At 70.8% G+C, this 26,279-nt stretch carries 20 protein-coding genes; 8 read left to right on the forward strand and 12 right to left on the reverse strand.

The features are described 5' to 3' along the window. Positions 1-112: 112 nt before the first annotated feature. From ACIREE_RS13835 to ACIREE_RS13875, 9 genes are all read right to left on the reverse strand, one after another. Entirely contained in the window at positions 113-1,114 is a 1,002-nt protein-coding gene (locus tag ACIREE_RS13835) for a sugar phosphate isomerase/epimerase family protein (RefSeq protein ID WP_404150682.1), read from the reverse strand. 14 nt (positions 1,115-1,128) lie between these two features. Beyond that, positions 1,129-2,358, reverse strand: coding sequence for a Gfo/Idh/MocA family protein (locus ACIREE_RS13840; RefSeq protein ID WP_404150683.1), 1,230 nt, complete (start codon positions 2,356-2,358; stop codon positions 1,129-1,131). 55 nt (positions 2,359-2,413) lie between these two features. Then, complete coding sequence (locus tag ACIREE_RS13845; RefSeq protein ID WP_404150685.1) at positions 2,414-3,466, reverse strand: substrate-binding domain-containing protein; 1,053 nt, start codon at positions 3,464-3,466, stop codon at positions 2,414-2,416. A gap of 27 nt (positions 3,467-3,493) precedes the next feature. After that, positions 3,494-4,510, reverse strand: coding sequence for an ABC transporter permease (locus ACIREE_RS13850; RefSeq protein ID WP_404150686.1), 1,017 nt, complete (start codon positions 4,508-4,510; stop codon positions 3,494-3,496). A gap of 73 nt (positions 4,511-4,583) precedes the next feature. Further along, a complete protein-coding gene (locus ACIREE_RS13855) occupies positions 4,584-6,074 on the reverse strand; it encodes a sugar ABC transporter ATP-binding protein (protein WP_404151214.1) in 1,491 nt (496 codons plus the stop codon). A gap of 123 nt (positions 6,075-6,197) precedes the next feature. Beyond that, positions 6,198-7,379, reverse strand: coding sequence for an ROK family protein (locus ACIREE_RS13860; RefSeq protein WP_404150687.1), 1,182 nt, complete (start codon positions 7,377-7,379; stop codon positions 6,198-6,200). A 662-nt stretch (positions 7,380-8,041) separates the two neighbouring features. Continuing rightward, complete coding sequence (locus ACIREE_RS13865) at positions 8,042-8,719, reverse strand: GntR family transcriptional regulator (RefSeq protein WP_404150688.1); 678 nt, start codon at positions 8,717-8,719, stop codon at positions 8,042-8,044. A 204-nt stretch (positions 8,720-8,923) separates the two neighbouring features. After that, positions 8,924-9,871 (reverse strand): beta-ketoacyl-ACP synthase III, encoded by a 948-nt coding sequence (locus ACIREE_RS13870; RefSeq protein ID WP_404150689.1) that lies wholly within the window; start codon positions 9,869-9,871, stop codon positions 8,924-8,926. Positions 9,872-10,102: 231 nt separating this feature from the next. Next, entirely contained in the window at positions 10,103-11,452 is a 1,350-nt protein-coding gene (locus ACIREE_RS13875; RefSeq protein WP_404150690.1) for an OFA family MFS transporter, read from the reverse strand. A gap of 336 nt (positions 11,453-11,788) precedes the next feature. On the opposite strand from ACIREE_RS13875, the gene ACIREE_RS13880 reads away from it, so the two are divergent. The 5 genes from ACIREE_RS13880 to fdhD are packed head-to-tail and all read left to right on the forward strand — an operon-like array spanning position 11,789 to position 18,219. Continuing rightward, the gene (locus tag ACIREE_RS13880) at positions 11,789-12,769 is read left to right on the forward strand and encodes a 2-dehydropantoate 2-reductase (protein WP_404150691.1); all 981 of its coding nucleotides are present in this window, start codon (positions 11,789-11,791) and stop codon (positions 12,767-12,769) included. Continuing rightward, positions 12,766-14,712, forward strand: coding sequence for a molybdopterin oxidoreductase family protein (locus tag ACIREE_RS13885; RefSeq protein ID WP_404150692.1), 1,947 nt, complete (start codon positions 12,766-12,768; stop codon positions 14,710-14,712). Before ACIREE_RS13880 ends, ACIREE_RS13885 begins: the two co-directional genes overlap by 4 nt. A 6-nt stretch (positions 14,713-14,718) precedes the next feature. Next, entirely contained in the window at positions 14,719-16,497 is a 1,779-nt protein-coding gene (locus ACIREE_RS13890) for an NADH-ubiquinone oxidoreductase-F iron-sulfur binding region domain-containing protein (RefSeq protein ID WP_404150694.1), read from the forward strand. Next, entirely contained in the window at positions 16,494-17,354 is an 861-nt protein-coding gene (locus ACIREE_RS13895) for a 2Fe-2S iron-sulfur cluster-binding protein (protein ID WP_404150696.1), read from the forward strand. The genes ACIREE_RS13890 and ACIREE_RS13895 overlap by 4 nt, the downstream gene beginning before the upstream one ends. Before the next feature lie 7 nt (positions 17,355-17,361). Continuing rightward, the gene (gene fdhD, locus ACIREE_RS13900; RefSeq protein ID WP_404150698.1) at positions 17,362-18,219 is read left to right on the forward strand and encodes a formate dehydrogenase accessory sulfurtransferase FdhD; all 858 of its coding nucleotides are present in this window, start codon (positions 17,362-17,364) and stop codon (positions 18,217-18,219) included. 90 nt (positions 18,220-18,309) lie between these two features. Here the strand turns inward: fdhD and ACIREE_RS13905 are convergent, their stop codons facing one another. After that, positions 18,310-19,203 carry a sulfotransferase family protein gene (locus tag ACIREE_RS13905; RefSeq protein ID WP_404150699.1) on the reverse strand — a complete coding sequence of 298 codons (894 nt, stop codon included), beginning with the start codon at positions 19,201-19,203 and terminating at the stop codon, positions 18,310-18,312. 342 nt (positions 19,204-19,545) lie between these two features. Between ACIREE_RS13905 and ACIREE_RS13910 the strand changes: the two genes are divergently transcribed. Beyond that, positions 19,546-21,435 (forward strand): exo-alpha-sialidase, encoded by a 1,890-nt coding sequence (locus ACIREE_RS13910; protein ID WP_404150701.1) that lies wholly within the window; start codon positions 19,546-19,548, stop codon positions 21,433-21,435. A 23-nt stretch (positions 21,436-21,458) separates the two neighbouring features. Here the strand turns inward: ACIREE_RS13910 and ACIREE_RS13915 are convergent, their stop codons facing one another. Beyond that, positions 21,459-22,502, reverse strand: coding sequence for a bile acid:sodium symporter family protein (locus ACIREE_RS13915; RefSeq protein WP_404150703.1), 1,044 nt, complete (start codon positions 22,500-22,502; stop codon positions 21,459-21,461). 124 nt (positions 22,503-22,626) lie between these two features. Here ACIREE_RS13915 and ACIREE_RS13920 point away from each other — a divergent pair, with 124 nt between their 5' ends. Then, positions 22,627-23,505 carry a LysR substrate-binding domain-containing protein gene (locus ACIREE_RS13920; RefSeq protein WP_404150705.1) on the forward strand — a complete coding sequence of 293 codons (879 nt, stop codon included), beginning with the start codon at positions 22,627-22,629 and terminating at the stop codon, positions 23,503-23,505. A 17-nt stretch (positions 23,506-23,522) separates the two neighbouring features. Here ACIREE_RS13920 and ACIREE_RS13925 read toward each other — a convergent pair whose 3' ends face one another. Then, entirely contained in the window at positions 23,523-24,494 is a 972-nt protein-coding gene (locus tag ACIREE_RS13925; RefSeq protein ID WP_404150707.1) for an Lrp/AsnC family transcriptional regulator, read from the reverse strand. Between the two features lie 123 nt (positions 24,495-24,617). Here ACIREE_RS13925 and ACIREE_RS13930 point away from each other — a divergent pair, with 123 nt between their 5' ends. Next, positions 24,618-26,102, forward strand: coding sequence for an MFS transporter (locus ACIREE_RS13930; RefSeq protein WP_404150709.1), 1,485 nt, complete (start codon positions 24,618-24,620; stop codon positions 26,100-26,102). The last annotated feature ends 177 nt before the right edge of the window (positions 26,103-26,279 follow it).

Consider the following 26,279-nt stretch of genomic DNA (forward strand, 5'->3'; position numbering starts at 1 on the left):
GTTGAGCTTTTTCCCGACGCAGGACAAAGCAGGGCGCGGGCAGGCCGGACCGGGGACCGGCGGTGGCTCCCGGTCCCCTCCCCGGCCCGTCGCGGCGGGCGGTCCCTCGCTCTCAGCTGTTGTTGAACGCGGCGTCGAAGGACGCGCTCGGCGGCTCGAAGTCGAGCTTGCGCAGATGACTCAGCGCCTCGGGGGCGCCCTGGAGCCGGTCCATGCCGGCGTCCTCCCACTCCACCGAGATCGGCCCTTGGTAGTCGATCGAGCGGAGCATGCGGAAGACGTCCTCCCAGGGCACGTCCCCATGGCCCGCGGAGACGAAGTCCCAGCCGCGGCGCGGATCGCCCCACGGCAGGTGGGAACCGAGGCGCCCGTTACGGCCGTCGAGGCGGCGGCGGGCCTCTTTGCAGTCCACGTGGTAGATACGGTCGCGGAAGTCCCACAGGAAACCGACGGGGTCGAGGTCCTGCCACACGAAGTGCGACGGGTCGAAGTTGAGCCCGAAGGCCGGGCGGTGGTCAACTGCCGCCAAAGCCCTGTGCGTTGTCCAGTAGTCGTACGCGATCTCGCTCGGGTGCACCTCGTGCGCGAACCGCACGCCCTCCTCGTCGAAGACGTCGAGGATCGGATTCCAGCGCGTGGCGAAGTCCTCGTAGCCGCGCTCGATCATCGCTTCGGGGGCCGGCGGGAACATGGCGACCAGATGCCAGATCGACGAGCCGGTGAAGCCGATGACGGTGTCGACGCCGAAGGCCGCGGCCGCGCGGGCCGTGTCCTTGATCTCGGCGGCGGCGCGCTGCCGTACGCCTTCCGCGTCGCCGTCGCCCCAGATCCGGGGCGGCAGGATCGCTTGGTGCCGCTCGTCGATGATGGAGTCGCAGACGGCCTGTCCGACCAGGTGGTTGGAGATGGCGAAGCACTTGAGGCCGTACTTGTCGAGCAGCGCGTGACGCGAGTCGAGGTACGCCGGGTCCGCAAGGGCCTTGTCGACCTCGAAGTGGTCGCCCCAGCAGGCGAGTTCGAGGCCGTCGTAACCGAAGTCGCGGGCCAGACGACAGACCTCTTCGAGCGGAAGATCCGCCCATTGACCGGTGAACAGGGTGAACTGGCGTGGCACGGTCGCTAGCCTCCTCATACCTGGATCGGGGTGTACACGGAGTTCTTCGCCGCGCTCTCCTCGACCGCCGCGAGGACGCGCTGCACCTGCAGCCCGTCGGCGAACGACGGCGCCGGCGCGGTCCCTTCTGCGATGGCGTGCACCAGATCGCGCGCCTGATGGGCGAAGGTGTGCTCATAGCCGAGGCCGTGGCCCGGCGGCCACCAGGCCTCCAGGTAGGGATGCTCGGGCTCGGTGACGAGGATGCGGCGGAAACCGGCGCTGACCCCGGGTTCGGTCTGGTCGTGGAAGTAGAGCTCGTTGAGCCGCTCCAGCTCGAAGTACAACGAGCCGCGCTCGCCGTTGAGTTCGACCTTCAGCGCGTTCTTGCGGCCCGTCGCGAAACGCGTCGCCTCGAAAGAGGCGAGGGCGCCGGAGGCGAAGCGGCCGGTGAACAGCGCCGCGTCGTCGACGGTGACCTGCCCGAGGCCCCCTCCCCCGGTCGCCGAGAGGCCGGCCGACGCGCCCTGAAGGACCGGGCGCTCACGCACGAACGTCTCGGTGAGCGCCGAGACGCCCGCCACCCGCTCGCCCGCCACGTACTGGGCCAGGTCGACGGCGTGCGCGCCCAGGTCGCCGAGCGCGCCCGAGCCCGCGTACGGCTTCTGCAGCCGCCAGGTCAGCGGGAAGGAAGGATCGACGAGCCAGTCCTGGAGGTAGCTGACGCGCACGTGTCGCAGGGTGCCGATCCGCCCTTCCTCCACCATGCGGCGGGCCAGGGCGATGGCCGGCACCCGTCGGTAGTTGAAGCCCGTCATCGCCACCTGGCCGCGTGCGGCCGCCAGTTGGGCCACCTCGGTCATCGCCTCCGCCTCTTCGACGGAGTTGGCGAGAGGCTTCTCGCACAGCACGTGCTTGCCCGCTTCGAGAGCCGCGATGGCGATCTCGGCATGGCTGTCGCCGGGCGTGCAGATGTCGACGAGGTCGACGTCGTCACGCTCGATGAGCGCCCGCCAGTCCGTCTCGGCGGCGGCCCAGCCGAGCCGGTCGGCCGCCGCGCGCACCGCCGAGCCGTCGCGGCCGCAGACCGCGGCGAGCCGGGGTTCGAGCGGCAGGTCGAAGACCCGGCCCACGGTGCGCCACCCCTGCGAGTGGGCGGCGCCCATGAACGCGTAGCCGACCATGCCGACACCCAGGACCGGCTTCACCTCTCCGTCGTCGCCGCCCGTAACCCGAGCCGTCGTACCCGTGCTGCTGCCTGCCATGCGGAAGTCCTCCTCGTCCACGCGCTGATCGCCAGTTGCCTCGCCCCGGCGCCCGTCACTTGAAGCCGGTCGGCATGTACTGGTCGATGTTTTCCTTGTCGACGACCGCGGAGAACAGGGTCACGTGGGCGGGGATCTCGAACTCGGCCATCCCGCTGATCCCCTTGCCCTGGCCGAGCGCGCGGGCCAGGTCGATGGCGGACGCGGCCATGGTGGGCGGGTAGAGGACGGTGGCCTTCAGGACGCTGTCGTCGGCCTCGATGGCCTGCATGGCGGAGAGGGCGCCCGCGCCGCCGACCATCAGGAAGCCGTCGCGGCCCGCCTGCTTGATGGCGCGCAGGGCGCCGACGCCCTGGTCGTCGTCGTGGTTCCACATCGCGTCGAAGCTCTTCTGCGCCTGCAGCAGCTGGGCCATCTTGGCCTGCCCCGACTCGACGGTGAAGTCGGCGGCCTGGCGTGCCACCTTCTCGATGTTCGGGTAGTTCTTCAGGGCGTCGTCGAAGCCTTGCGTGCGCTGTTTGGTGAGTTCGAGGTTGTCGATCCCGGCGAGCTCGATGACCTTCGCGTTCTTCTTGTCCTTGAGCTTCTCGCCGATGTAGTTGCCGGCGCTCAGGCCCATGCCGTAGTTGTCGCCGCCGACCCAGCAGCGGTACGCCTGCGGGGTGTTGAAGATGCGGTCGAGGTTGACGACGGGGATGCCGGCGCGCATCGCCTTGAGCCCCACCTGCGTCAGCGCCTTGCCGTCGGCGGGCAGCACGACGAGGACGTCGACCTTCTTGTTGATGAGCGTCTCGACCTGGCCGATCTGCGCGGCCGTGTCGTTCGAGCCCTCGGTCGCCTCGAGCGTGACGTCGGAGTACTTCTTCGCCCGCTCCTTGGCGTTCTCGTTGATGGCGTTGAGCCAGCCATGGTCGGCCTGCGGCCCGGCGAAGCCGATGGTGACCTTCTTGCCGGGCTTGTCGTCCGCGACCGCCTGATCCGCGGCCTTGCTGCTGTCGCTGCCCTTGTCACTGGGCTCGTTGCTGGTGCAGGCCGTGAGCAGACCGCCTGTGGTGACGGCCGCGGCCGCGCCGAACAGGAGTCCTCTGCGGCTCGTGATCTCTGGCATGACGTCCCTTCCCGGGGCTGTGAGAGGTCAGGAGTGGGTGTTCGCTGTACGTCGCTGGACCAGGACCGCGGCGACGATGATCGCGCCCTTGGCGATCTCCTGGACGTCGCTCTGGAGGTTGTTCAGCGCGAAGATGTTGGTGATCGTGGTGAAGATCAGGACGCCGAGGACGGAGCCGACGATGGTGCCGCGGCCGCCGGTGAGCAGGGTCCCGCCGATGATGGCCGCGGCGATGGCGTCGAGTTCGTACAGATTGCCGTTGGTGTTCTGTCCCGAGCCGGCCAGCACGATCAGCAGGAACGCGGCGATGCCGCAGCACAGGCCGGAGAGCAGGTAGAGGTAGAGGCGCTGACGGCGTACGTCGATGCCCGCGAGCCGGGCCGCTTCCGGGTTGCCGCCGACGGCGACGGAGCGGCGGCCGAACGTGGTGCGGTTCAGGACGAGCCAGCCGAGAATCGTGACCGCGGCGAAGACGAGGACGAGCGGCGGGATGCCGAGGATGTAGGCGTCCCGCTCACCGAGCTTCAACACGCTGTCCACGGTGACCACTTGGGTGCTGCCGTCGGTGATCTGCTCGGCGAGGCCGCGACCCGAGGCGAGCATGGCGAGGGTGGCGATGAAGGGCACCATCCCGCCGTACGCGATGAGGACACCGTTGACGAGTCCGCAGGCCACACCGACGACGATCGCGGTGAACAGGATACCGATGAAGCCGTACTCCTGGGTGGCGACCGTCGTGGCCCAGCAACTGGCCAGCGCGACGATCGCGCCCACGGAGAGGTCGATACCGCCGGAGATGATCACGAAGGTCATGCCGACCGTGACCACGCCGATGACGGAGGCCTGGGTCAGAATGAGCTGGACGTTGTCGGTGTCCAGGAACGAGTCGGGCTGGGTGATGCCGCCGATGACGATCAGGGCGGCGAGGACGCCGAGCAGGGAGAGCGTGCGGACGTCGAGGCGCAGGGTTCGGATGGCGCTCGGGCGCTGGGCCGGCGCGGTCTTGGGCTCCGCCGGGCGGGCGGGTGAGGCGGGCTGCGTCATGGCGCCGGGGTCCCTTCTGGTCGGGGTCGTCTGAGCAGCGGTGCGGTGGTGCGGGCGGGTGCGGCGGGCCACGTCATGACGCCGGGGTGCCTTCCATGACCAGGTCCAGGACCCGGTGTTCCGTCAGGTCCCTGGCCGGCGCCTCGTGGACGACGCGGCCCTCGCGCAGGACCAGGACGCGGTCGGCGAGCCCCAGGACCTCGGGGACCTCGCTGGAGACGAGGAGGACGGCGAGGCCGTCGTCGGCGAGGCGGCGGATGACCGCGTAGAGCTCGGCGCGGGCGCCGACGTCGACGCCTCGGGTCGGCTCGTCCAGGAGCAGGACCTTGCAGCCGCGGAGCAGCCAGCGGGCGAGCACGGCTTTTTGCTGGTTGCCGCCGGAGAGGGTGCGGACGGGGACGGACGGGTTGTCCGGGCGGAGCGACAGTTCCCGGGTGGCCTGGTGCGCGGCCTTGGTCTCGCGGCCCCGGTCCACCCAACCCCCGTACGCGAAGCGGGACATGGAGGATACGGAGACGTTGCGTGTCACCGATTCCAGCATCAGGAGTCCCTGTGCCTTGCGTTCCTCGGGCGCGAGGCCGAGGCCCGCCCTGACCGCCGCCCGGACGCTGCCGGGACGCAACACCCGTCCCCCCACACTGACCTGACCGGTCGTCGGTTTCCGGGCGCCGTAGATCGTTTCGAGGATCTCGGAGCGGCCCGAGCCGACCAGTCCGGCGAGGCCGACGATCTCGCCGGGGCGCAGCACCAGGTCGAGTGGCTCGAACTCGCCCTCGCGGGACAGGCTTTGGACGGTGAGGACCGGTTCCGCCGTCGGCGTGTCCGCCGGGCGTTCCGGGAAGACGTACTCGACGTTGCGGCCCGTCATCAGCGACACCACGTCACGGGTCGGCGTGTCCTTCGCCGGGAGTCCGCCGGCCACGGCCCGGCCGTCCTTGAGGACGGTGACCCGGTCGCCGATGCGGCGGATCTCCTCCAGGCGGTGCGAGATGTAGACGACGGCGACACCGTCCGTGGTGAGGTCGCCGACGATGCGGAAGAGGTTGTCGACCTCGTCCGGGTCGAGCGCCGCGGACGGCTCGTCCATGACGATGAGCCGTACGTCGTGGGAGAGGGCGCGGGCCATCGAGACGATCTGCTGCCCGGCCGCCGAGAGATCCCCGACCAGGGTGCCGGGGGCGATCTCGCCGTGTCCTAGCCGCTTGAGCAGGGCCGCCGTCGAGCTCCGCGCGTCCCGTCCTCGTACGACGAATCCCGCGGAGGTCGGCTCGTGGCCGAGGAAGACGTTCTCCGCCACCGACAGGCCTTCGACCAGGTCGAGTTCCTGGTAGATGGTGGCGATGCCGAGGCGCATCGCGGCGATCGGCGAGCGCAGGGAAACGGGCTCCCCGTGCCAGGTGATGGCGCCCTCGTCGGGCTGGTGGGCGCCGGCGAGGACCTTGATGAGCGTGGACTTGCCCGCGCCGTTCTGGCCGAGCAGGCAGTGCACCTCGCCCGCCCGGACCTCGAGGTCCACGCCGTCGAGGGCGCGTACACCGGGGAACGACTTGGTGATGCCGGACATGGTGAGCAGCGGTGGTTCTGGTGCCGAAAGTGCCATGGCGGTTCCCCTAGCAGCGGGTGCGGGCCGGTTTCAGGGCAGGGCAGAGCAGGGCAGGGCGCTGTGCTGGATGAGGAGGGTGGTGTCCTACGCGGGTGAGAACAGGTGGTCGCTGATCAGGCGGGCGCCGCCGATGACTCCGGCGGCCGGCCCCAACTCGCCCAGGACGATGGGCAGATTGCCGGTCGCCAGGGGAAGCGACTGACGGTAGACCTGGGTGCGCAGGGCGGCGAGGAGCGTGTGGCCGAGGCCGGTGACGCCGCCGCCGATGACGACCAGGCCGGGGTTGAAGAAGCTGACGAGGGATGCGATGACTTGACCGGTGCGGTTGCCGCCCTCACGAATGAGGTCGAGGGAGGTCCCGTCACCGGCGGCGGCGGCCACCGCGACATCGGCGGCGCTGAGCTTTCCGGCCGTCCCCAGACGCCCGGCGAGCTCGGGCGAGCGTCCGTCGCGGGCGGCTTCCTCCGCGTCGCGGGCGAGTGCCGCGCCGCTGAAGTAGGCCTCCAGGCAACCCCTGTTGCCGCAGGCGCACTGCCTGCCGTCGGGCTCGACCTGGATGTGCCCGATGTCGCCGGCCGATCCGGTCGTGCCGCGGTAGACCTCACCGCCGACGACGATGCCGCAGCCGATACCGGTACCGATCTTGACGCAGAGGAAGTCGCGTGCTGAGCGGGCGACGCCCGCGTGCTGTTCCCCCACCGCCATCAGGTTCACGTCGTTGTCGACCATGACGGGGCAGCCCAGCTCCTGGCTGAGTGCCTCGCGGACCGGGAAACCGTCCCAGCCGGGCATGATCGGCGGGGCGACCGGAACGCCCTCGGGGAAGCGGACGGGACCGGGCACGCCGATGCCCGCTCCGTCGAACCCCTCGGCGAGTCCCGACGCCTTCAACTTGGCTGCCATGGCGAGTACTTGCTCGAAGACCGCGACCGGGCCCTCGCGTACGTCCATGGGCTGGGTGATGTGCCCGAGGACCTCCAGCTCGGCGTTGGTGACGGCGACGTCGACCGAGGTCGCGCCGATGTCGACGCCGAGGAAGCGGAGTCCGGGGGCGAGCCGGATGTTGTGGGAGCGGCGGCCGCCGCGCGAGGCGGCGAGTCCGTCGGCGACCACGAGTCCGGTCTCCAGCAGGCGGTCCACCTCGACGGCCAGCTTGGAGCGCGACAGATCGATCTGATCGCCCAGCTGGGCCCGGGAGTTGGGCCCTCCGTCGCGCAGCAGTCGCAGCAAGCGCGCCTGGTGCGCGTTCGCGGGTCGAGCCGTCATGCGTCTCACGTGCCCCTCCCCGCCTCTTCGGGCTCCGGTGGACCGACCGGTCCGATGCCGTTCCGGCCAGTCGTTGTCTTGGCCGGTCGTTCTTTCGGCCAGTCGTTCTTTCGAGGGGAACGTAGCAGTGCCTGCTGGGTGTGGGAAGAAGTTGCGCAGGAATTACCCATGACTTTCTCCAGTCACAGGACAAAGGTCGGTTCGCGGTCCGCCTGCGCCCGATCCCACCCGCTCGTAGTCTGTGCGCCGAGGCACGGACCAGTTGACCGCCCTGCTCGCGCCTGCGGGCCGGTACGACGGCCGGGCGCTCGCGATGTCCGGGACACCGTGGAGAGGGTCACGGGCCGGGCGCCGCGCACTTTCGCGCAGTGGGCCCGGGAGCACGCGCACGCATTCGACCGCTGACCTCGTCCTGCCCACCCGGGCGAGGACGGCTGCTTGAGGGGTGGGGCCTCAAGTCCGATCGATGGGTGAAAACTGCTGGAGCAGGCGCTCGGCCGTGAGGCGACCGATGTCCCCACGCCCTTCGGGCCCGTCCGGCCTGGCCGTGCACGGCCGCCGCCGCCCTGGACGCGGCCGTGCACGCCCGGGACATCACCCGGGCGACGGATCAGGCGCTGCCCCCCGGGTGGCAGGCCGGAGGTCGGCCGAGGTCAAGGGGGCTAGCTCTGGTTGCGGTGGTGATAGGTCTCGCGGGTGTGCTCCGTGTGCGCCCGCATCACCGCCGTCGCCCGTGACTCGTCGCGGGCCGAGATCGCCGCGATGAGTTCGCGGTGCTCGATCCAGGACTGCTTGCCGCGCTGACGGGCGACCGGCTGGTAGTACCAGCGGACACGGGCGTCGACCTGGCCGGCCAGTTCGGCCAGCACCACGTTGCCCGCGAGTTCCATGATCTTCGCGTGGAACTCGGCGTTCGTCGCGACGACCAGGTCCACGTCCCCGTCGGCGACGGCCTGCTCGCCCTTGGCGCAGAGGTCCTCCAGGGCGGTGATGCCGGTCTTGCCCGCGTTGGCCGCGGCGAGCCGGGCCGCCTCGGCCTCCAGCAACGTACGGACGGTGAGGAGTTGGTCCGCCTCCTCCTCCGTCGGCTCGTGCACGAAGGCGCCCTGCGCGGGGCGCAGGTCCACCCAGCCCTCGGTGTTCAGACGCTGCAGCGCCTCGCGCACCGGCTGGCGCGAGACCCCGAGATGTCCGGCCAGCTCGCTCTCGACGAGGTGCTGGCCGGGCTGGAGGGCGCGGGTCGTGATGAGTGCGAGCAGCGCCTCGTAGACCCGCTCGCGCAACGGGCCGGGGCGCTCGAGCTTGGGCACCGCCCCCTGCGGCAGTCCTGTGGACAACATCGCGGTCCCCCTCCTGGGCTTCGGAGCATCCGGCAAGCCGATTCCGATTCCGGTTCCCGATCCGGCGTCCGTGACCCATCGGGCCACGGAACGGATCGGAACACTCGATTGTCTTTGGAATACAGTTTACCGAGCACAATCGCTACCACCAGGGGCAGTTGGACTCGTCACATCTCGCGCACCACACGTCACGGGCAGTGCGCGTCACGGGCAGCGCACGACCTGGCCCGCGTACGAGAGGTTCCCGCCGAAGCCGAAGAGGAGCGCGGGCGCCCCACTCTCGACTTCACCCCGTTCGATCAGCTTGGACAGCGCCATCGGCACGCTCGCGGCGGAGGTGTTGCCGGAGTCGACGACATCACGGGCGACCACCGCGTTCACGGCGCCGATCTTCTGGGCGAGGGGCTCGATGATGCGCAGGTTGGCCTGGTGCAGGACGACCGCGGCGAGGTCGGACGGCTCGAGGCCGGCCTTCGCGCAGGCCTGGCGGGCGAGCGGGGGCAGCTGCCGGGTCGCCCAGCGGTAGACGGACTGGCCCTCCTGCGCGAAGCGCGCGGGTTCGCCCTCGATGCGTACGGCGTTGCCCATCTCCGGAACCGAGCCCCACAGGACGGGGCCGATGCCGGGCTCCTCCCCGTCGGCGCACGGCTCGATCACCACGGCGCCCGCGCCGTCGCCGACCAGGACGCAGGTGGAGCGGTCGGTCCAGTCGACGATGGCCGACATCTTGTCCGCGCCGATCACGAGCGCGCGGGTGGCGGCCCCGGCCCGCAACGTGTGGTCGGCGGTGGCGAGGGCGTGCGTGAACCCGGCGCAGACGACGTTCAGGTCGAGCGCGGCCGGGGACGGGACGCCCAGGCGGTGCGCGACGCGGGCCGCCATGTTCGGGGAGCGGTCGACCGCGGTGGACGTCGCCACGATCACCAGGTCGATGTCGTCGGCGGACAGGCCCGCCGCGGCCAGCGCCTTGGCGGCGGCGTGCGCGGCGAGCTCGTCGACCGGCTCGTCGGGGCCCGCGATGTGCCGCGTACGGATGCCGACGCGGGAGCGGATCCACTCGTCGTCGGTGTCGACCATGCCCGCCAGCTCCTCGTTGGTGAGGACTCTGGCGGGCTGATAGTGGCCGATGCCGACGATGCGCGAGCCATTCATGGAGATCCCCTCGTTGCCTGGCTCACGGGCCGTGCGAGCCGCGGACGTTCCAGTGTGCTCAGCGACCGGCGAGTACGAGGTGACGTATGCAACAGGATTGTGTGGTCTTGGTTGGAGAGTTCCAACCGTCAACCTGTGAACAGCTGTGTGGCCTTTTGCACCAGTTCGTACAGTCCATAGGCGAGCGGCGCGCCCACCCACAGCCAGGCGACGGCGATCAGACCCCGACGCCTAGGCGGGCTGCTGGTGGTCACGGTCGGCGGTGTCATCGGAGGACTCCCTGGGAGCGGGGACGTGGTGGCGGGCGTGGACGGGGCGGACGAGTTCGTTGGCGACGAAGCCGACCGCCAGCAGGCCGATCATGATCGTGAAGGAGAGGCCGTAGAGGGACGAGCCGTGCTTACCGGCGTCCTTCTGACTGTCGGCGACCCAGTTGACGATGAGCGGGCCGAGGACGCCGGCCGTCGACCAGGCGGTGAGCAGCCGGCCGTGGATGGCGCCCACCTGGTACGTGCCGAACAGGTCCTTCAAGTACGCGGGAACGGTCGCGAAGCCGCCTCCGTAGAAGGAGAGGATCACGAGCGCGCAGATGACGAACAGGGGCTTGGAGGAGTCGCCGTAGAGGGCGATGAGGAGGTACATCAGGGCGCCCACGCCGAGGTAGAGGCGGTAGACGTTCTTACGGCCGATGAGGTCGGAGGTGGAGGACCAGCCGATGCGGCCGGCCATGTTCGCGGCGGAGAGCAAGGCGACGAAGCCGGCCGCCGCGCTCACGGTGACCGGGGTGCCGGTGTCCGCGAAGAAGTCCGTGATCATGGGGGCGGCCTTCTCCAGGATGCCGATGCCCGCCGTCACGTTCATGCACAGGACCAGCCAGAGGAGCCAGAACTGGGGGGTGCGGATGGCCTGTTTCGCCGATACCTGCGGGCCGGTGGGGGGTGCCGCCTGCGCGGTTCCCCGCGCCCCTGGCAGCGACTCCTTGCTCGGCACCCTCACCAGCAGGACCCCCAGCGTCATGAAGACCGCGTATACGAGGCCGTGCACGAGGAACGCCAGCGCGATGCCGCCGCTGTCCGCGCCGAACGAGTCCAGCATCTGCGCGCTCCACGGCGACGCGATCAGCGCGCCGCCGCCGAATCCCATGATCGCGATGCCGGTGGCCATGCCGGGCCGGTCCGGGAACCACTTGATCAGGGTGGAGACCGGGGAGATGTAGCCGATGCCCAGGCCGATGCCTCCGACGAAGCCGTAGCCGAACACGATCAGCCAGTACTGCTCGGTGACGGCGCCGAGGGCGGAGAGCAGGAAGCCCGAGGAGAAGCAGACGAGGGCGACGGTCATCGCCCAGCGTGGGCCGTTGCGTTCGACGAGCGTGCCGCCGAACGCGGCGGAGAGCCCGAGCATCACGATGCCGAGCTGGAACGGCAGCGCGCTCTGGGTGCCGCTCAGGTGCAGGGCGGATTCGAGGTGCGGCTTGAAGACGCTCCAGGCGTACGCCTGACCGATGGAGAGATGGACCGAGAGGGCGGCGGGCGGTACGAGCCAGCGGCTCCAGCCCGGGGGTGCGACGGGGGGCCTCATGATCCAGAACCGTAGGCAGCGGTGCGGATGTTGGGAAGAGGTCGGACGTCACTCCGTACAGAATCCGCCGATGGTATGCAATGCCTTGGCAAGCCATGACACGCCATGGCGCGAGCCGGTGCGCGGAGTCTTGGCAGGGAGTCTGGCGCGGAGTCTTGGCAGTCTTGGCGCGCAGTCTTGTCGACCCAACTTCCATACTGTAGACAATATTCCATCGACAGTTTCGGCCGCTCCTTCCCTCTCCACCGACTGTCGACCGTCTCCGCTTCTCTTCGGACCGCCACTGCCCGTGCGAGCAGGGCGGAACCGGAACCCTCGACCGGACGGAGCCCGCCAGTGAAAGTCGCAGTCCTCGGCGCCGGAGCGATCGGCGCCTATGTCGGAGCCGCCCTGCACCGTGCGGGCGCCGACGTCCATCTCGTCGCCCGTGGACCGCACTTGGCGGCCATGAGGCGCAGCGGTGTCCAGGTCATCAGCCCGCGCGGGGACTTCACCGCACGGGTCCACGCCACCGACGACCCGGCCGAGATCGGCCCCGTCGACCATGTGTTCCTCGGCCTGAAGGCCAACTCGTACGCGGCGTGCGGGCCGTTGATCGAGCCCCTGCTCCATGACCGTACGGCGGTGATCGCGGCGCAGAACGGCATTCCCTGGTGGTACTTCCACGGGCACGGCGGGCCGCACGAGGGACATCGCCTCGAAAGCGTCGACCCGGGCGGCGCCGTGAGCACGGTGCTCGCGCCCGAGCGGGCCGTCGGATGTGTCGTCTACGCCGCAACGGAGCTGGCGGCGCCGGGAGTTGTCCGCCACTTGGAGGGAACGCGGTTCTCCATCGGGGAGCCGGACCGTTCGGTGTCGGCGCGCTGCGTCGCGTTCGGTGACGCCATGCAGGCGGGCGGCCTGAAGTGTCCCGTCGAGCCCGACCTGCGCTCCGACATCTGGATCAAGCTGCTCGGCAACATCTCCTTCAACCCGATCAGCGCCCTGGTGCGCGCCACGATGCGGCAGATGTGTCTGCACGGCGGCACGCGCCGGGTCATCGAGATCATGATGGCCGAGACGCTGGCCGTCGCCGCCGCCCTCGGCTGCACGCCCGACATCTCCGTGGAACGCCGCCTGGCCGGCGCCGAACGGGTCGGCGACCACCGCACCTCCACGCTCCAGGACCTGGAACGCGGAAAGCCCCTGGAACTGGACGTGTTGCTGGCCGCCGTCGTGGAGCTGGCGGACATCACGGGCGTCGAGGTGCCCACGCTGCGCACCGTGCACGCCCTCTCGGACCTGCTCGCCCACGGCATGAGGAGGGACGCCGCATGAAGCAGAAGCGGCGCGACCGCACCCCGAAGACCTACACCCGGCTCACCCACCCGCTGGTGCGCTCTGTGCCCGGGGACCGCAACTCGCCCTTCAGGCAGGCCACTTGGGACGAGGCCTTGACCCTGGCCGCCGACGGGTTCCGGCGCGCCCGCGAGGACCACGGCCCGGACGCCTTCGCGATGCTGTCCTGCGCCCGCGCCACCAACGAGATGAACTACGTGGCACAGAAGTTCACCCGAGTGGTCATGGGCACGAACAACGTCGACTCCTGCAACCGTACGTGTCATGCGCCGAGCGTCGCCGGCCTGTCGGCGGTGTTCGGCTCGGGCGGCGGCACCTCCTCGTACGAGGAGGTCGAGCACACGGACCTGATCGTGATGTGGGGCTCCAACGCCCGCTTCGCGCACCCCATCTTCTTCCAGCACGTACTGAAGGGGATCCACAACGGCGCCCGGATGTACGCCGTCGACCCGCGCCGCACCTCCACGGCCGAGTGGGCGGAGAGCTGGCTCGGCCTGAACGTCGGCACCGACATCCCGATGGCGCACGCCGTCGCCCGGGAGATCATCGCCGCCGGTCTGTACAACAAGGCGTTCGTGGAACGGGCGACGACCGGCTTCGCCGAGTTCAAGGCGCTCGTCGAGCCGTGGACGCTGTCCCTCGCGGAGAAGGTGACCGGCGTCCCGGCGGCCGCCATCCGGGATCTCGCGCACACCTTCGCGCGGGCCGAACGCGCCCAGCTGTGCTGGACGCTCGGCATCACCGAGCACCACAACGGCACCGACAACGTCCGCGCGCTGATCAATCTGTCGCTGCTCACCGGCCACGTCGGGCGGTACGGCGCCGGGGTGCAGCCGCTGCGCGGGCAGAACAACGTGCAGGGCGGCGGCGACATGGGCGCCATCCCCAACCGGCTGCCCGGCTTCCAGGACCTCCTCGACGACGGCCACCGGACGAAGTTCGAGCAGGCCTGGGACGCGGTGATCCCGCCGCGCTACGGAATGACCCTCACCGACATGTTCGAGGCGATGGAGCACGGGCGGCTGCACGCCGTGTACTGCATCGGCGAGAACCCCGCCCAGTCGGAGGCCGACAGCGAACAGGCCGCGCGCCGGCTGGCCGCCCTGGATCACCTGGTGGTGCAGGACATCTTCCTGACCAGGACCGCCGAGATGGCGGACGTGGTACTGCCCGCCACGGCCGCGTGGGCGGAGACCGACGGCACGACGACCAACAGCGAGCGGCGGGTCCAGCGCGTGCGGGCCGCGCTCACCCCGCCCGGCGAGGCCCGCGAGGACATCGACATCATCTGCGACGTCGCCGCGCGCCTGGGCCACGACTGGAAGTACGCGGACTCCGAGGCCGTCTGGAACGAGCTGCGGGCCCTGTGTCCCGACCACTTCGGCATGACGTACGACCGCCTCGACGAGTTGCAGGGCTTGCAGTGGCCCTGCCCCGACGTGGACGAGCTGCCCTCCTCGTATCTGCACGGGCGGCTGTGGGAGACGGACCCCGCGCGGCGCGGGCGGCTCGCGCCGTTCGGACTCGTCGAGCACGACCCACCGGTCGACCTGACCGACGAGTCGTACCCGATCCGGCTGACGACCGGGCGTCGGCTCGACTCGTACAACACCGGTGTGCAGAGCGGGGGTTTCGCCTCCCCGCTGCGCCGCGGCGAGTACGTCGAGCTGTGCCCGGAGGACGCCGAGCGGTACGGCGTCGTGGTCGGCGAGGAGGTCCGGGTGTCGTCGCGGCGCGGCGTGGTGACCGCGCCGGTCTGGGTCGATCCGGGGCTCCGCCCGGGGCTCGCCTTCATGACCATGCACTTTCCCGACGAGGTGGACACCAACGTGCTGACGATCGAGGCGAACTGCCCGATCGCCGGGACGGCGGAGTTCAAGGCGTCGGCGATACGTATCGAGAAGCTGACCGTGAGGGGCTGAGACGACGTGGATCTGCGCTTCGGTGACAGCAAGCCGACGGATGAGGAGCGGGAGGCGGTCGACGCGCTTCTCGGACCGCCGGAGTCCGCGTGGGAGGGGGCCGACGACCGCTCCGACGCCGATCTTCGGTGGGCCCGGGGCGGGCGGGCCGCCCGCGCGCGGCGGGACTTGTTGTTGCCGGGGCTGCATGCCGTCAACGATCGGGTGGGGTGGATCAGTTCCGGTGCGCTGGACTATCTGTGCCGGCGGCTGACGGTGCCTCCGGCGGAGGCGTATGGGGTGGCCACGTTCTACTCCATGTTCTCTGTGCGGAAGCGGCCCGCGTCTGTGCTGCATGTGTGTACGGACCTTGCCTGTGCCCGGGTCGGGGGGCCGGAACTGTGTGACTCGGCGCGGGATCGGTTCGGGCCGGATGTGGAGGTCTCCGAGTCACCGTGTCTGGGGTTGTGTGAGCGGGCGCCCGCCGCTCTGCTGGTGCGGGCCGGGTCTCCCTGTTCCGCCGAACCCGTCGCACTGTCACGGGGCTCTGCCCCGGACCCCGCTCCTCAATCGCCGGAGGGGCTTCGATTGCTCCAACGCGTCGGCGTCGTCGACCCCTCCTCCCTCGACGACTACCGGGCCGAAGGCGGGTACTCCGCTCTGCGGCGGGCCTTCTCCATCGGGGCCGCCGGCGTGATCCGGGAAGTCACCGACGCGGGGCTCGTGGGGCGGGGTGGGGCCGCGTTTCCCACGGGGCGGAAGTGGCAGGCGACCGCGGCGCAGCCGGACGGGCCGCATTACCTCGTCTGCAATGCCGACGAATCCGAGCCGGGCACCTTCAAGGACCGGGTCGTGATGGAGGGCGACCCGTACGCGCTCGTCGAGGCCATGACGATCGCGGCGTACGCGACGGGCGCGCATCACGGCTATCTGTATCTGCGCGGCGAGTACCCGACCGCCCTCGCCCGGATGAGCCACGCCATCGAACAGGCGCGGGCGCGCGGGCTGTTGGGCGAGGACATCCTCGGGCAGGGGTTCTCCTTCGACATCGAGATCCGGCGCGGCGCGGGCGCCTACATCTGCGGTGAGGAGACCGCGCTCTTCAACTCCATCGAGGGGTATCGGGGCGAGCCGCGGTCCAAGCCGCCGTTCCCCGTGGAGAAGGGGCTGTTCGGCAAGCCGACCGCCGCCAACAACGTCGAGACCCTGGTCAATGTCCTGCCGATCCTGACCATGGGGGCGCAGGCGTACGCGGCCATCGGCACCGGGCAGTCGACCGGGCCGAAGCTGTTCTGCGTCTCCGGCGCCGTCGACCGGCCCGGCGTCTACGAACTCCCCTTCGGGGCGACCCTGGGCGACCTGCTCGCCCTCGCCGGCACGCCGAACCCGCTGCGGGCGATCCTGCTCGGCGGTGCCGCGGGCGGCTTCGTGCGCCCCGACGAGCTGGACATCCCGCTCACCTTCGAGGGCACCCGCGCCGCGGGCACCACGCTCGGCTCCGGCGTGGTCATGGCCTTCGACGACGCGCTGCCGCTCCCCCGCATCCTGCTGCGCATCGCCCAGTTCTTCCGCGAGGAGTCCTGCGGGCAGTGCGTGCCGTGCCGGGTCGGCACCGTGCGGCAGCAGGAGGCGCTGCACCGGATCGCCGAGAAGAAGGGCATCGAGTCCCCGGAGAACGCGGACGACATCGCCCTGCTGCGCGAGGTGGGGCGCGCCATGAGGGACGCCTCGATCTGCGGTCTCGGCCAGACCGCCTGGAACGCCATCGAGTCCGCCATCGACCGCCTGGGGGCGTACGCGTCATGACCTCTGTCGAGCTGGGGATACCCCGTCGTCTGCTGGAGTTCACGATCGACGGGGAGCCGGTGCGGGCGCCCGAGGGGGCGACGGTCCTGGATGCCTGCCGCGCCGCCGGGAAGGACATTCCGACCCTGTGTCAGGGCGACACCCTGACTCCGAAGAACGCCTGCCGGGTGTGTGTCGTGGAGGTCGAGGGGGCGCGGACGCTCGTGCCCGCCTGTTCCCGCAGGGCCGAGCCCGGGATGGAGGTGCGCACGGACACCGAGCGCGCCCGGCACAGCCGCAAGGTCGTCCTGGAGCTGCTGGCCTCCTCCGTCGATATGTCGACCACCCCGCACGTCGCCTCGTGGCTCAAGGAGTACGAGGCGAAGCCGGACCGTTTCGGCCCGGACGCCGAGCGGCTGGAAGAGGAACCGAAGATCGACAACGACCTCTACGTACGCGACTACGACAAGTGCATCCTCTGCTACAAGTGCGTCGACGCCTGCGGCGACCAGTGGCAGAACACCTTCGCGATCTCGGTCGCCGGGCGCGGTTTCGACGCCCGGATCGCGGTCGAGCAGGACGCGCCACTGACCGATTCGGCGTGCGTGTACTGCGGCAACTGCATCGAGGTGTGTCCGACGGGCGCGCTGTCGTTCAAGTCGGAGTTCGACATGCGGGCCGCCGGTACGTGGGACGAGTCGGCGCAGTCGGAGACGACGACGGTGTGCGCGTACTGCGGAGTCGGCTGCAACCTCACGCTCCATGTGCAGGACAATGAGATCGTGAAGGTCACGTCACCGCACGACAACCCGGTGACCCACGGCAACCTCTGCATCAAGGGCCGCTTCGGCTACCAGCACGTACAGAACCGGGACTGATCAAGACATGGGACGAGTCACGGAACGACGCAAGGTGATCCGGATCAGGGACGGGCACGTCTCGACCCGGCCGGACACCCTCGTCGCCGAGGAACCCCTGGAGATCCGGCTGAACGGCAAGCCGCTCGCCATCACCATGCGCACGCCGGGCGACGACTTCGCGCTCGCGGCGGGCTTCCTGGTGAGCGAGGGCGTGCTCGGCTCCGCCGACGATCTGCAGAACATCGTGTACTGCGCGGGCGCCACCGCGGACGGCTCGAACACGTACAACGTGGTCGATGTGCGCACCACGCCGGATGTCGTGCTGCCCGACATCACGCTGGAGCGCAACGTCTACACGACCTCGTCCTGCGGGCTGTGCGGCAAGGCGAGCCTCGACGCGGTGCGCACCACGGCCCGGTTCCCGATCGCCGACACTCCCCCCCTCCGGCTCACCCCCGAGCTGCTCTCCTCGCTCCCCGACCGGCTCCGCGAGGACCAGCGCGTCTTCGCGCGGACCGGCGGTCTGCACGCGGCGGCCCTCTTCGACGAGGAGGGGCGGCTCGTCGACATACGGGAGGACGTGGGGCGGCACAACGCGGTGGACAAGCTGGTCGGCCGCGCCCTGCAGAGCGGGGACCTGCCGCTGTCGCGGTCGGTCCTCATGGTGTCCGGACGGGCCTCGTTCGAGTTGGCGCAGAAGGCCGTCATGGCGGGCATCCCGATGCTCGCCGCGGTGTCGGCGCCCTCCTCGCTCGCCGTCGATCTGGCCGCCGAGACGGGCCTGACCCTGATCGGCTTCCTGCGGGGCGCCTCCATGAACGTGTACGCGGGTGAGCACCGGGTCGCTCTGCAGGCCACGACGGCTGTCGCGCAGCACGGCTGACCCGGTCGCCGCGGCACGGCGGCGGGGGCCCGGACCGGCGGGGAGCGCCCCCTGCGCCGGGCGGGTCCCTGCGCCGCCGTCGGCGCCGCCTCACCCGTCGACCGCGTACCCCCACGCTTCCGCGATCTCCAGGAGCCGGGCCGGCAGCCCCGCGCAGCTTCCCGCGGGACGGGCCTCCTGGATCCGCCCCGAGCGGATCTTCTCGCTCCAGTCGCCGATGTGCGGCCGGAACTCCCCGTGGTCCTGCCCGCCGTAGTCGAGCATCGCCGGGTGCCAGCCCACTCCGAGGTACGCGCAGATCCGCCGGGTCTCGTGCTCGGGGTCGGCGGTCAGGTCCTCGTAGGTGACGGTGACCCCGTCCAGGGCGCGCCGGGCGCGTTCCAACTCCTCCGCGTAGCGCAGGACTTCGCCGTGGATGGCGGTGGTGTCCGGATCCTTGCGGCGCGCGGTCAGGGATGCCACGACGGCCGCCGGGTGGCGCAGCAGGAAGACATAGCGCGCCTGGGGCCAGGCGCGGTGCAGCCGGGGCCACAGATAGGTGTTGGCCGGGGTCTTGTCGACGACGAGGGAGGCCTCGTGGTCGCCGCGACATCGTGCGTGGTGCAGCACTCTGTCCCACAGCATGTGCTCCAACTCTTCGCGGTCCAGGCCCAGTTCGCGTACGGCCTGGTGTGTGAAGTCGCGGTCGAGGTGGACGTGCAGGGTGCGCAGGTGCATCTCGTGCGGGGCGCGGATGTCCGGGTGGCTGTTGAGGAGGACGCGCAGCAGCGTGGAACCGGAGCGGACCGGGGAGAGCAGGAAGACCGGGTCGGGCACGAGTCGCGGGGCCGGTTCGACGGGCGGCCCGGCGTCGCGAGGGCCGGGCTGTGCGGGGATCGCGGGCAGCGGGCCGGTGCGGGGCGCGGGCGGTCCGAGCGCCTGGGCGAGCAGCCTCCTCCTGCGTCGCATTCCCTTGCGTACCGCTTGCCAGCGGGCGTCGGGCACGGCGTGTCACCTCTTTCGCGTCGGCCCCGTTCCGGTTGTGCCGTCCAGCTCACGGGTCCGATGCGAACGTCAAGTGACCTGCGGGGAAAGGGAGTACGGCATATCCCGCGCACAGCCGCCGCACATCGGCCCGGCCTCGGTCGGGGCCGTGTCCGGCGAGGCTGCGTACAGCTCGGCAAGGTGGTTCCGATCCCTGAGCTCCCGGCCCTCTGACCCATTCGTGCGCCGATCCCCTGATGCACGGTTCTTGTGGGGTGGCGAGCGGTCCCAGTAGCGTCGTTGGCGCATACGTTGGACGTGGGATGTCCGGTTGTCCGTATGACCTGAAGGGTGGGTCGCGCCATGCTACGAAGCACTCTCCGCGCACGTCTGAGATCGGTGGTGGCGGCGCTGGCCGTCGCCGCGGCCCTGCCCGCTCCGGTGGCCGCGCACGCCGCCACCGCCGCGCAGGCCGATACGGCGTTCGAACAGCAAGTGCTGTTCAAGGCGTCCCAGGACCCCGGGTACGCGTGCTATCGGATCCCCGCCGTCGTGAAGACGGCCAAGGGCACCCTGCTCGCCTTCGCCGAAGGCCGCACGAACGACTGCTCCGACGCCGGCGACATAGACATCGTCGTCAAGCGGTCCGAGGACGGCGGCCGTACGTGGTCGCCGCTCCAGGTCGTCAACGAGGGCGCGGGCGACACGCACGGCAATCCGGCGCCGATCGCGGACCTGCGCACCGGTCGGATCGTGCTCGCGGAGACGTACAACACGGGCCGCACCGACGGCAAGAACTGCGAGGTGCCGTGCGACCGCACACCGCACCTGCAGTACAGCGACGACGACGGCCGCTCCTGGTCCGCGCCGCGCGACCTGAGCGACGAACTGCTGCCCGCCGACTTCAACTCCTGGTACGCGACCGGGCCCGTGCACGGCATCCAGCTCACCAAGGGCCGCCACCGTGGACGCCTCGTCTTCACGGTCAACGCCGAGACATGGAACGGCGAGCGAAGCGAGATGGGGGTCCCCCCGGCCGGAGGCTGGGGGAGGGTCACGGCGAACCACGCCGCCCTGATGGTCAGCGACGACCACGGCGAGCACTGGCGCGTCGGCGCGAAGGACTCGTGGCCGATCGCGGACGACGGCACGTTCCGCCAGAAGCCCTCCGAGATGACGCTCGCCGAGCGCTCCGACGGCACGCTCTACGTGAGCGGCCGCGAGCAGGACGGCACCGATCCCGGACATCGCACGCACGCGGTGAGCCGGGACGGCGGGGACTCGTTCGTCCGCCCCTTCGCCGCGATCCCGGACCTGTACGTACCGCAGGTGCAGGGCTCGGTGCTGCCCGTCGGCAAGGGCGGCAGGCAGCTGCTGCTCGCCTGCCCCGGCGATCCGGACCGGCGGCGCACCATGACCGTCCGGTCCTCCTACGACGGCGGGCGCACCTGGGAAAGCTTCGACCGGAGCACTGTGGTGACCACGGACTGGTCGGGCTACTCGGACCTGGTGCAGGCGGACGCGGGCCACGTGGGCCTGATGTACGAGGGCGGCGCGGTCGACGCGCGTGACGAGATCCGGTTCGCCCGGTTCACGCTCGACTGGCTGAAGGAGCGGCGCGGCGCCGATCCGACGACGGACGACCGAGCGCCGCACGCGCGTGGCGCCGCGGTTCTCGGTGGTGCCTCGGTGACGGCCGGCCAGGTCGGCCGGGCGCTGTCGTTCGACGGGGTCGACGACGCGGTCCGGCTCCCGTACCGGCCCGAACTCGCCCTGGGTGCACGGGATTTCACGGCCTCACTGCGGTTCCGGTACTCGGCGACGAGCGGCGAGCAGCCGTTCCTGTGGATGGGCGGGATAGGCACGACGCAGCCGCAGGTGTGGCTGCGCGGTGAGCCCGCCTCGCACCGGATCACGGGGCTGATCACCGTGCGGGACGGCGCCAACGCTCCGCGGACCGTTTCGGTGAGCAGTTCCTCCGCGTACAACGACGGGGCCTGGCATCAGGTCGAACTCCGGCGTGGTGGCGGCCAGTTGACGCTGAGCATCGATGGCGCCGTGGTCAAGAGCGCGGCCGATGTGCCCGGCTCCGTGAGCCGGAACTCGCCGTTCGGGGTGCATGTGGGGCAGCGGATGGACAGCCGGGCGTTCTTCGCCGGGGCCCTGGACGAGGTGCGGGTCACCTCCGGTGGGCGGTCCGTGGTGTCGTTGCCGCTGGATCGAGTACGCGGAGGTCTGCCAGAAGGGCCCTAGGTGTATTGACCCGCACGCGTGCCTCAGCCGGAGCGTGTCGCGGTGCCGGCCTCGGCTCGAGCCTCAGCTGTCGGCTCGGCCGGGGTGAGCCGCGGCTCCTCGGGGTCCTTCGCGCGGCGCTTGGCGATGACCGCGCACACCATCAGCTGCATCTGGTGGAAGAGCATCAGGGGCAGCACCGCGAGCGAGGCGTGCGCGCCGAACAGGACGCTGGCCATGGGCAATCCGGCGGCCAGGGACTTCTTCGAGCCGGCGAACTGGATGGCGATGCCGTCCGCGCGGTTGAAGCCGAGAGCCTTGGCGCCGTACCAGGTCGCGGCCAGCATCACCGCGAGAAGCACGGCCTCCACGGCGAGCAGGCCGGCCAGGCGGACGGCGCTGACCTGGTGCCAGATGCCCTGCACCATGCCCTCGCTGAACGCCGTGTAGACGACGAGGAGGATCGAGCCGCGGTCGACGTAGCCGAGGATCTTCTTGTGGCGGGCGATGAAGCCGCCGACCCAGCGGCGCAGCAGCTGGCCCGCGAGGAACGGCACGAGCAGCTGCAGCACGATCTTGACGAGCGAGTCGGCGGAGAAGCCCCCGCCGCTGTTGCCGAGCAGCGCCGCCGCGAGCAGGGGCGTGAAAACGATGCCGGCCAGGGAGGAGAAGGAGCCCGCGCAGATGGCCGCCGGGACGTTGCCGCGCGCGATCGAGGTGAACGCGATCGACGACTGGATGGTGGAGGGGACGAGGGTGAGGAAGAGCAGGCCCTCGTAGAGGTTCTGCGGGAGTAGGACGGGGACGAGGCCGCGGGCGGCGAGGCCGAGCAGCGGGAACGCCACGAAGGTGCAGGCGAGCACCGTGACGTGGAGCCGCCAGTGCCGGACGCCGTCCATCGCCTCTCGGGTCGAGAGTCTGGCCCCGTAGAGGAAGAAGAGGAAGGCGACCGCCGCGGTCGAGGCGCCGGAGGCGACATCGGCGGCTCCGCCGCGGGCCGGGAGGAGTGCGGCGAGGCCCACTGTCCCGATCAACGCCAGGATGTACGGGTCGATCGGCATCCAGGTCGGCCAGGTCAGGCGTTTCATTGGTTCCTTGCTCTCGGTTCAGGTCGTGCCCTCTTCATGGTCCTCCTGATCGCCGTGATCGGGAATCCCGTACACCACTCTGACTGTGATCGCGTTCCGTGATGAGCGGGGGTAGGGTCGCGGCATGTACGACCCCGGGCAGTTGAGGACGTTCCTCGCCGTCGCGCAGACGCTGAGCTTCACGCAGGCGGCGCGGCGGCTCGGGCTGCGGCAGTCGACGGTCAGCCAGCACGTGCGGCGCCTGGAGGACGCGGCCGGGCGGGCGCTGTTCACGCGGGACACGCACTCGGTGGAGCTGACGGAGGACGGGGAGGCGATGCTCGGGTTCGCGCGGCGGATCCTGGAGGTGCACGAGCAGGCGGCGGCGTTCTTCACGGGGACGCGGTTGCGCGGGCGCCTGCGGTTCGGGGCGTCGGAGGACTTCGTGCTGACCCGGCTCACCGAGATCCTGGAGTCGTTCCGGCACGAGCACCCCGAGGTGGACCTGGAGTTGACGGTCGAGCTGTCGGGGACGCTGCACGAGCAGTTGGACGCCGGGAAGCTGGATCTCGTGCTGGCCAAGCGGCGCCCTGCGGATCCGCGCGGTGAGTCCGTGTGGCACGACCGGATGGTGTGGATCGGCTCCGAGCGTCTGCGGATCGATCCGGAGCGGCCGGTGCCGTTGATCGCGTATCCGCCGCCGGGGATCTCGCGGGCGATGGCGCTCGAGGCGTTGGAGCGGCACGGGCGGGCGTGGCGGATCGCCTGTACGAGCGGGTCGCTGAACGGGCTGATCGCGGCGGCGCGGGCCGGTCTCGGCGTGATGGCCCATGCGCGCGGGCTCATCCCTCCGGGGCTTGTGCGGGTCCCTGACCGGGTCGGGTTGCCGGAGTTGGGGGAGGTCGATTTCGTGCTGCTGCATGGTTCCGCGCACGCCGCGGGGCGGGATCGGGGTGGGGCCGGGCAGGCCCTGGCCCAGGCGATTCTGGCGGGTGGGGACCGCTTGCATCGGGGCGCCCGGTAGACGGGACGGACGGTTCTTCAGCGGATCGGTGGACGGTAGGTGAGTTGTTTGACCCTGCGCATGAACGGGGCCGTCTCCACATGTTCGACGCCCTCCAGGCGGCCGAGCCTTCCGCTCACGTACGCGTAGAGGTCCGCGGTGTCGCGGACGACCACGGAGGCCACCACGTTCGACGGGCCCGCGGTCGCGGCGGCGTAGGCGATCTCCGCGTGGTCGGCCAGGGCGCGGCCCACCGCGTCGAGGTGGCGCGGTGCCGCGGTGATCCAGAGGATGGCCGCCATCCCGAAGCCGACGCGCAGCATGTCGTACTCGATGTCGATGTACAGCGCGCCGGAGGCGAGGAGCTGGGCCAGGCGGCGTTTGACCGCGGACTCCGACGTGCCGGTCGCGCGCTGGAGTTCGGGGTAGGTGGCGCGGCCGTCCCGTTTGAGGACGGCGAGGAGAGGGGCGTCGTCCGGGGTGGGCAGGGCCGGCTCGGCGGTGGGGGGCGGCGGGCGCAGCGCCGCTCGCTGGTCCGCGGTGAGGGGGCCGTGCTTGCGCAGCCACCCCTGGGGGCCGCCGAAGAACCGGTGCAGCATCTGCAGGGCCCGGATCTCCACGATGTGCGGCGTGCGCGGCAGTTTGCCGAGCAGCAGGTCGTCGTAGTCCCCGCGGGAGCGCGGCAGCGTCGCGCAGACGACCTCCGTGCCGCCGGAGGTCAGTCCGATCCAGGCCGTGTCGGGGCGGCGGGCCAGGGCAGCCGCGATGGTCTCGGCACCTTCCGGCGTGCAGCGCAGCCGCAGCATCCAGTTGTCCAGGCCGAGCAGCTGGCTGTCCTGGAGGCCGACGACGCGCAGGCCGCCGCTCGCGACGAGCTTGCGGTAGCGCCGGGCCACGGTCTGGTCGGAGACGCCGATGGCCTCCGCGATCCGGCTGAAGGGGAGCCGCCCGTCCACCTCCAGGGCCTGGAGGATCTTGAGGTCCAGTTCGTCGAAGGGGGTGGAATCCATCCCCGTACCGCCTCTGCATGTCGGATTCCGTCGGCCGGTGGTCGCTGATGGCGCCGATCGACCGCTCCCGCCCCACCTTACGGAGGAACGACAGACGACGAACGACGAGAGGCCGGAAAGAAGATGCGTACATGGGGGCCATTGACAGCGGTCTGCCTGAGCACGTTCATGCTGCTGCTGGACGTGTCCATAGCCGTGGTCGCGCTGCCGGACATGGCCGGCGCGCTGCACGCCTCACTCAGTGATCTGCAGTGGGTGATGGACGGGTACGCGCTGGCGCTCGCCGCGCTGCTGCTCGGGACCGGCGCGGCCGCGGACATTCTGGGCCGGCGCCGGGTGCATGTGGTGGGCGTGGTGGTGTTCGCGCTCGCCTCGCTGGTGTGCGGGCTCGCCGACGGGCCGGGGATGCTCGTCACCGCGCGGGTCGTGCAGGGCGTCGGCGCCGCGGCGATGTTCGCGACGACGCTGCCCATCATCGGCTCCGTCTACCAGGGGCGGCAGCGGTCCGTCGCGCTCGGTGTGTTCGGTGCGGTGAGCGGGGGCGCGGCGGCCATCGGGCCGGTGCTCGGCGGGCTGCTGACCGAGGGGCCCGGGTGGCGGTGGATCTTCTGGGTCAATCTGCCGGTGAGTGTCGCGGCGGTGTTGCTGACGCTGCGGGCGGTGCCGGAGTCGCGCGGGCCGCGGGACCGGAAGATCGACTGGGCCGGGACCGTGGCATTCGCGGTGTTCGCCGGAGCGGCGACGTACGGCGTCATCCGGGCAGGCGAGCGCGGCTGGAGCGAGCGGGGCGCGCTCCTCGCGCTGGCCGTGGCCGCCCTGGCCCTGGTGGCCTTCGTGGTCGTGGAGCGGCGGTCCGCGCACCCGATGCTCGATCTGGCACTACTGCGCAGGCCCGCGTTCGTGGGCGTGATGGTGGGCGCGTTCGCCTTCAACGCGGCCGCGTTCGGTGTGCTCCCCTACACCTCGCTGTGGCTGCAGACGCTGCTCGGGATGAGCCCGGTCCACGGCGGCCTGGTGTTTCTGGCGCTGTCCGGGGCGTCGATGGTGGTGGCGATCGCCGGCGGGAAGCTGCTGCACGGGGTGCCCGCGCGGATCACGGTCGGCGGCGGGCTCGTGCTCATCGGGGTCGGCATGTGCTGCCAGGCCGTGCTGGACGCCGGGGCGACCTGGTCCGCGCTCGTGCCGGGGCTGCTGCTGACCGGCGGCGGCGTCGGCCTCGTATCGCCGGGGATCGCGGGCGCCGCGCTCGCCACGGTCGAGCCGGACCGGGCGGGTATGGCGGGCGGTTCGCTCAACACGTTCCGCCAGCTCGGGTACGCGCTCGGTATCGCGGTCTTCGGCACCGTGGTGATCTCGCGGATGCAGGACACCCTGCCGCGCGGGGCCGCGCATGCCCTCGCGGGCGGCGGGGCAGACTCCCTGCGCGGGCGGGTGCCGGAGCGGGCGCTGCACACGGCGTTCGCGCAGGGACTCAACTCGGCTTCCGTGCTGGCCGGTTGTGTGGCACTCGTCGCGGGCTTCGTGGTGCTCGTCCTGGTACGGTCACCCAAGCCGCCCGTTGCGGAACCGACCACTCCGTCCAAAACAGCGGTCGGAGCGCCTCAGTAACCTCTCCGTACAGATTCCGTGGAGACCGGTGAAGAGCGCCGGGAGATTACGCCACCGAAACTTACTGAAGCGTAGAGATTCTGTCCCACCCCTCCCCTTGTGGCCGTATTTAAGCGGCTGACCTGTGCATATTCCGCGCGCTTCCGGCGACTTGGTACCCCTCCCGCCGGGGCGCGC

It is taken from the genome of Streptomyces sp. NPDC102467, from assembly GCF_044765445.1.
Classification (GTDB): Bacteria; Actinomycetota; Actinomycetes; order Streptomycetales; family Streptomycetaceae; genus Streptomyces.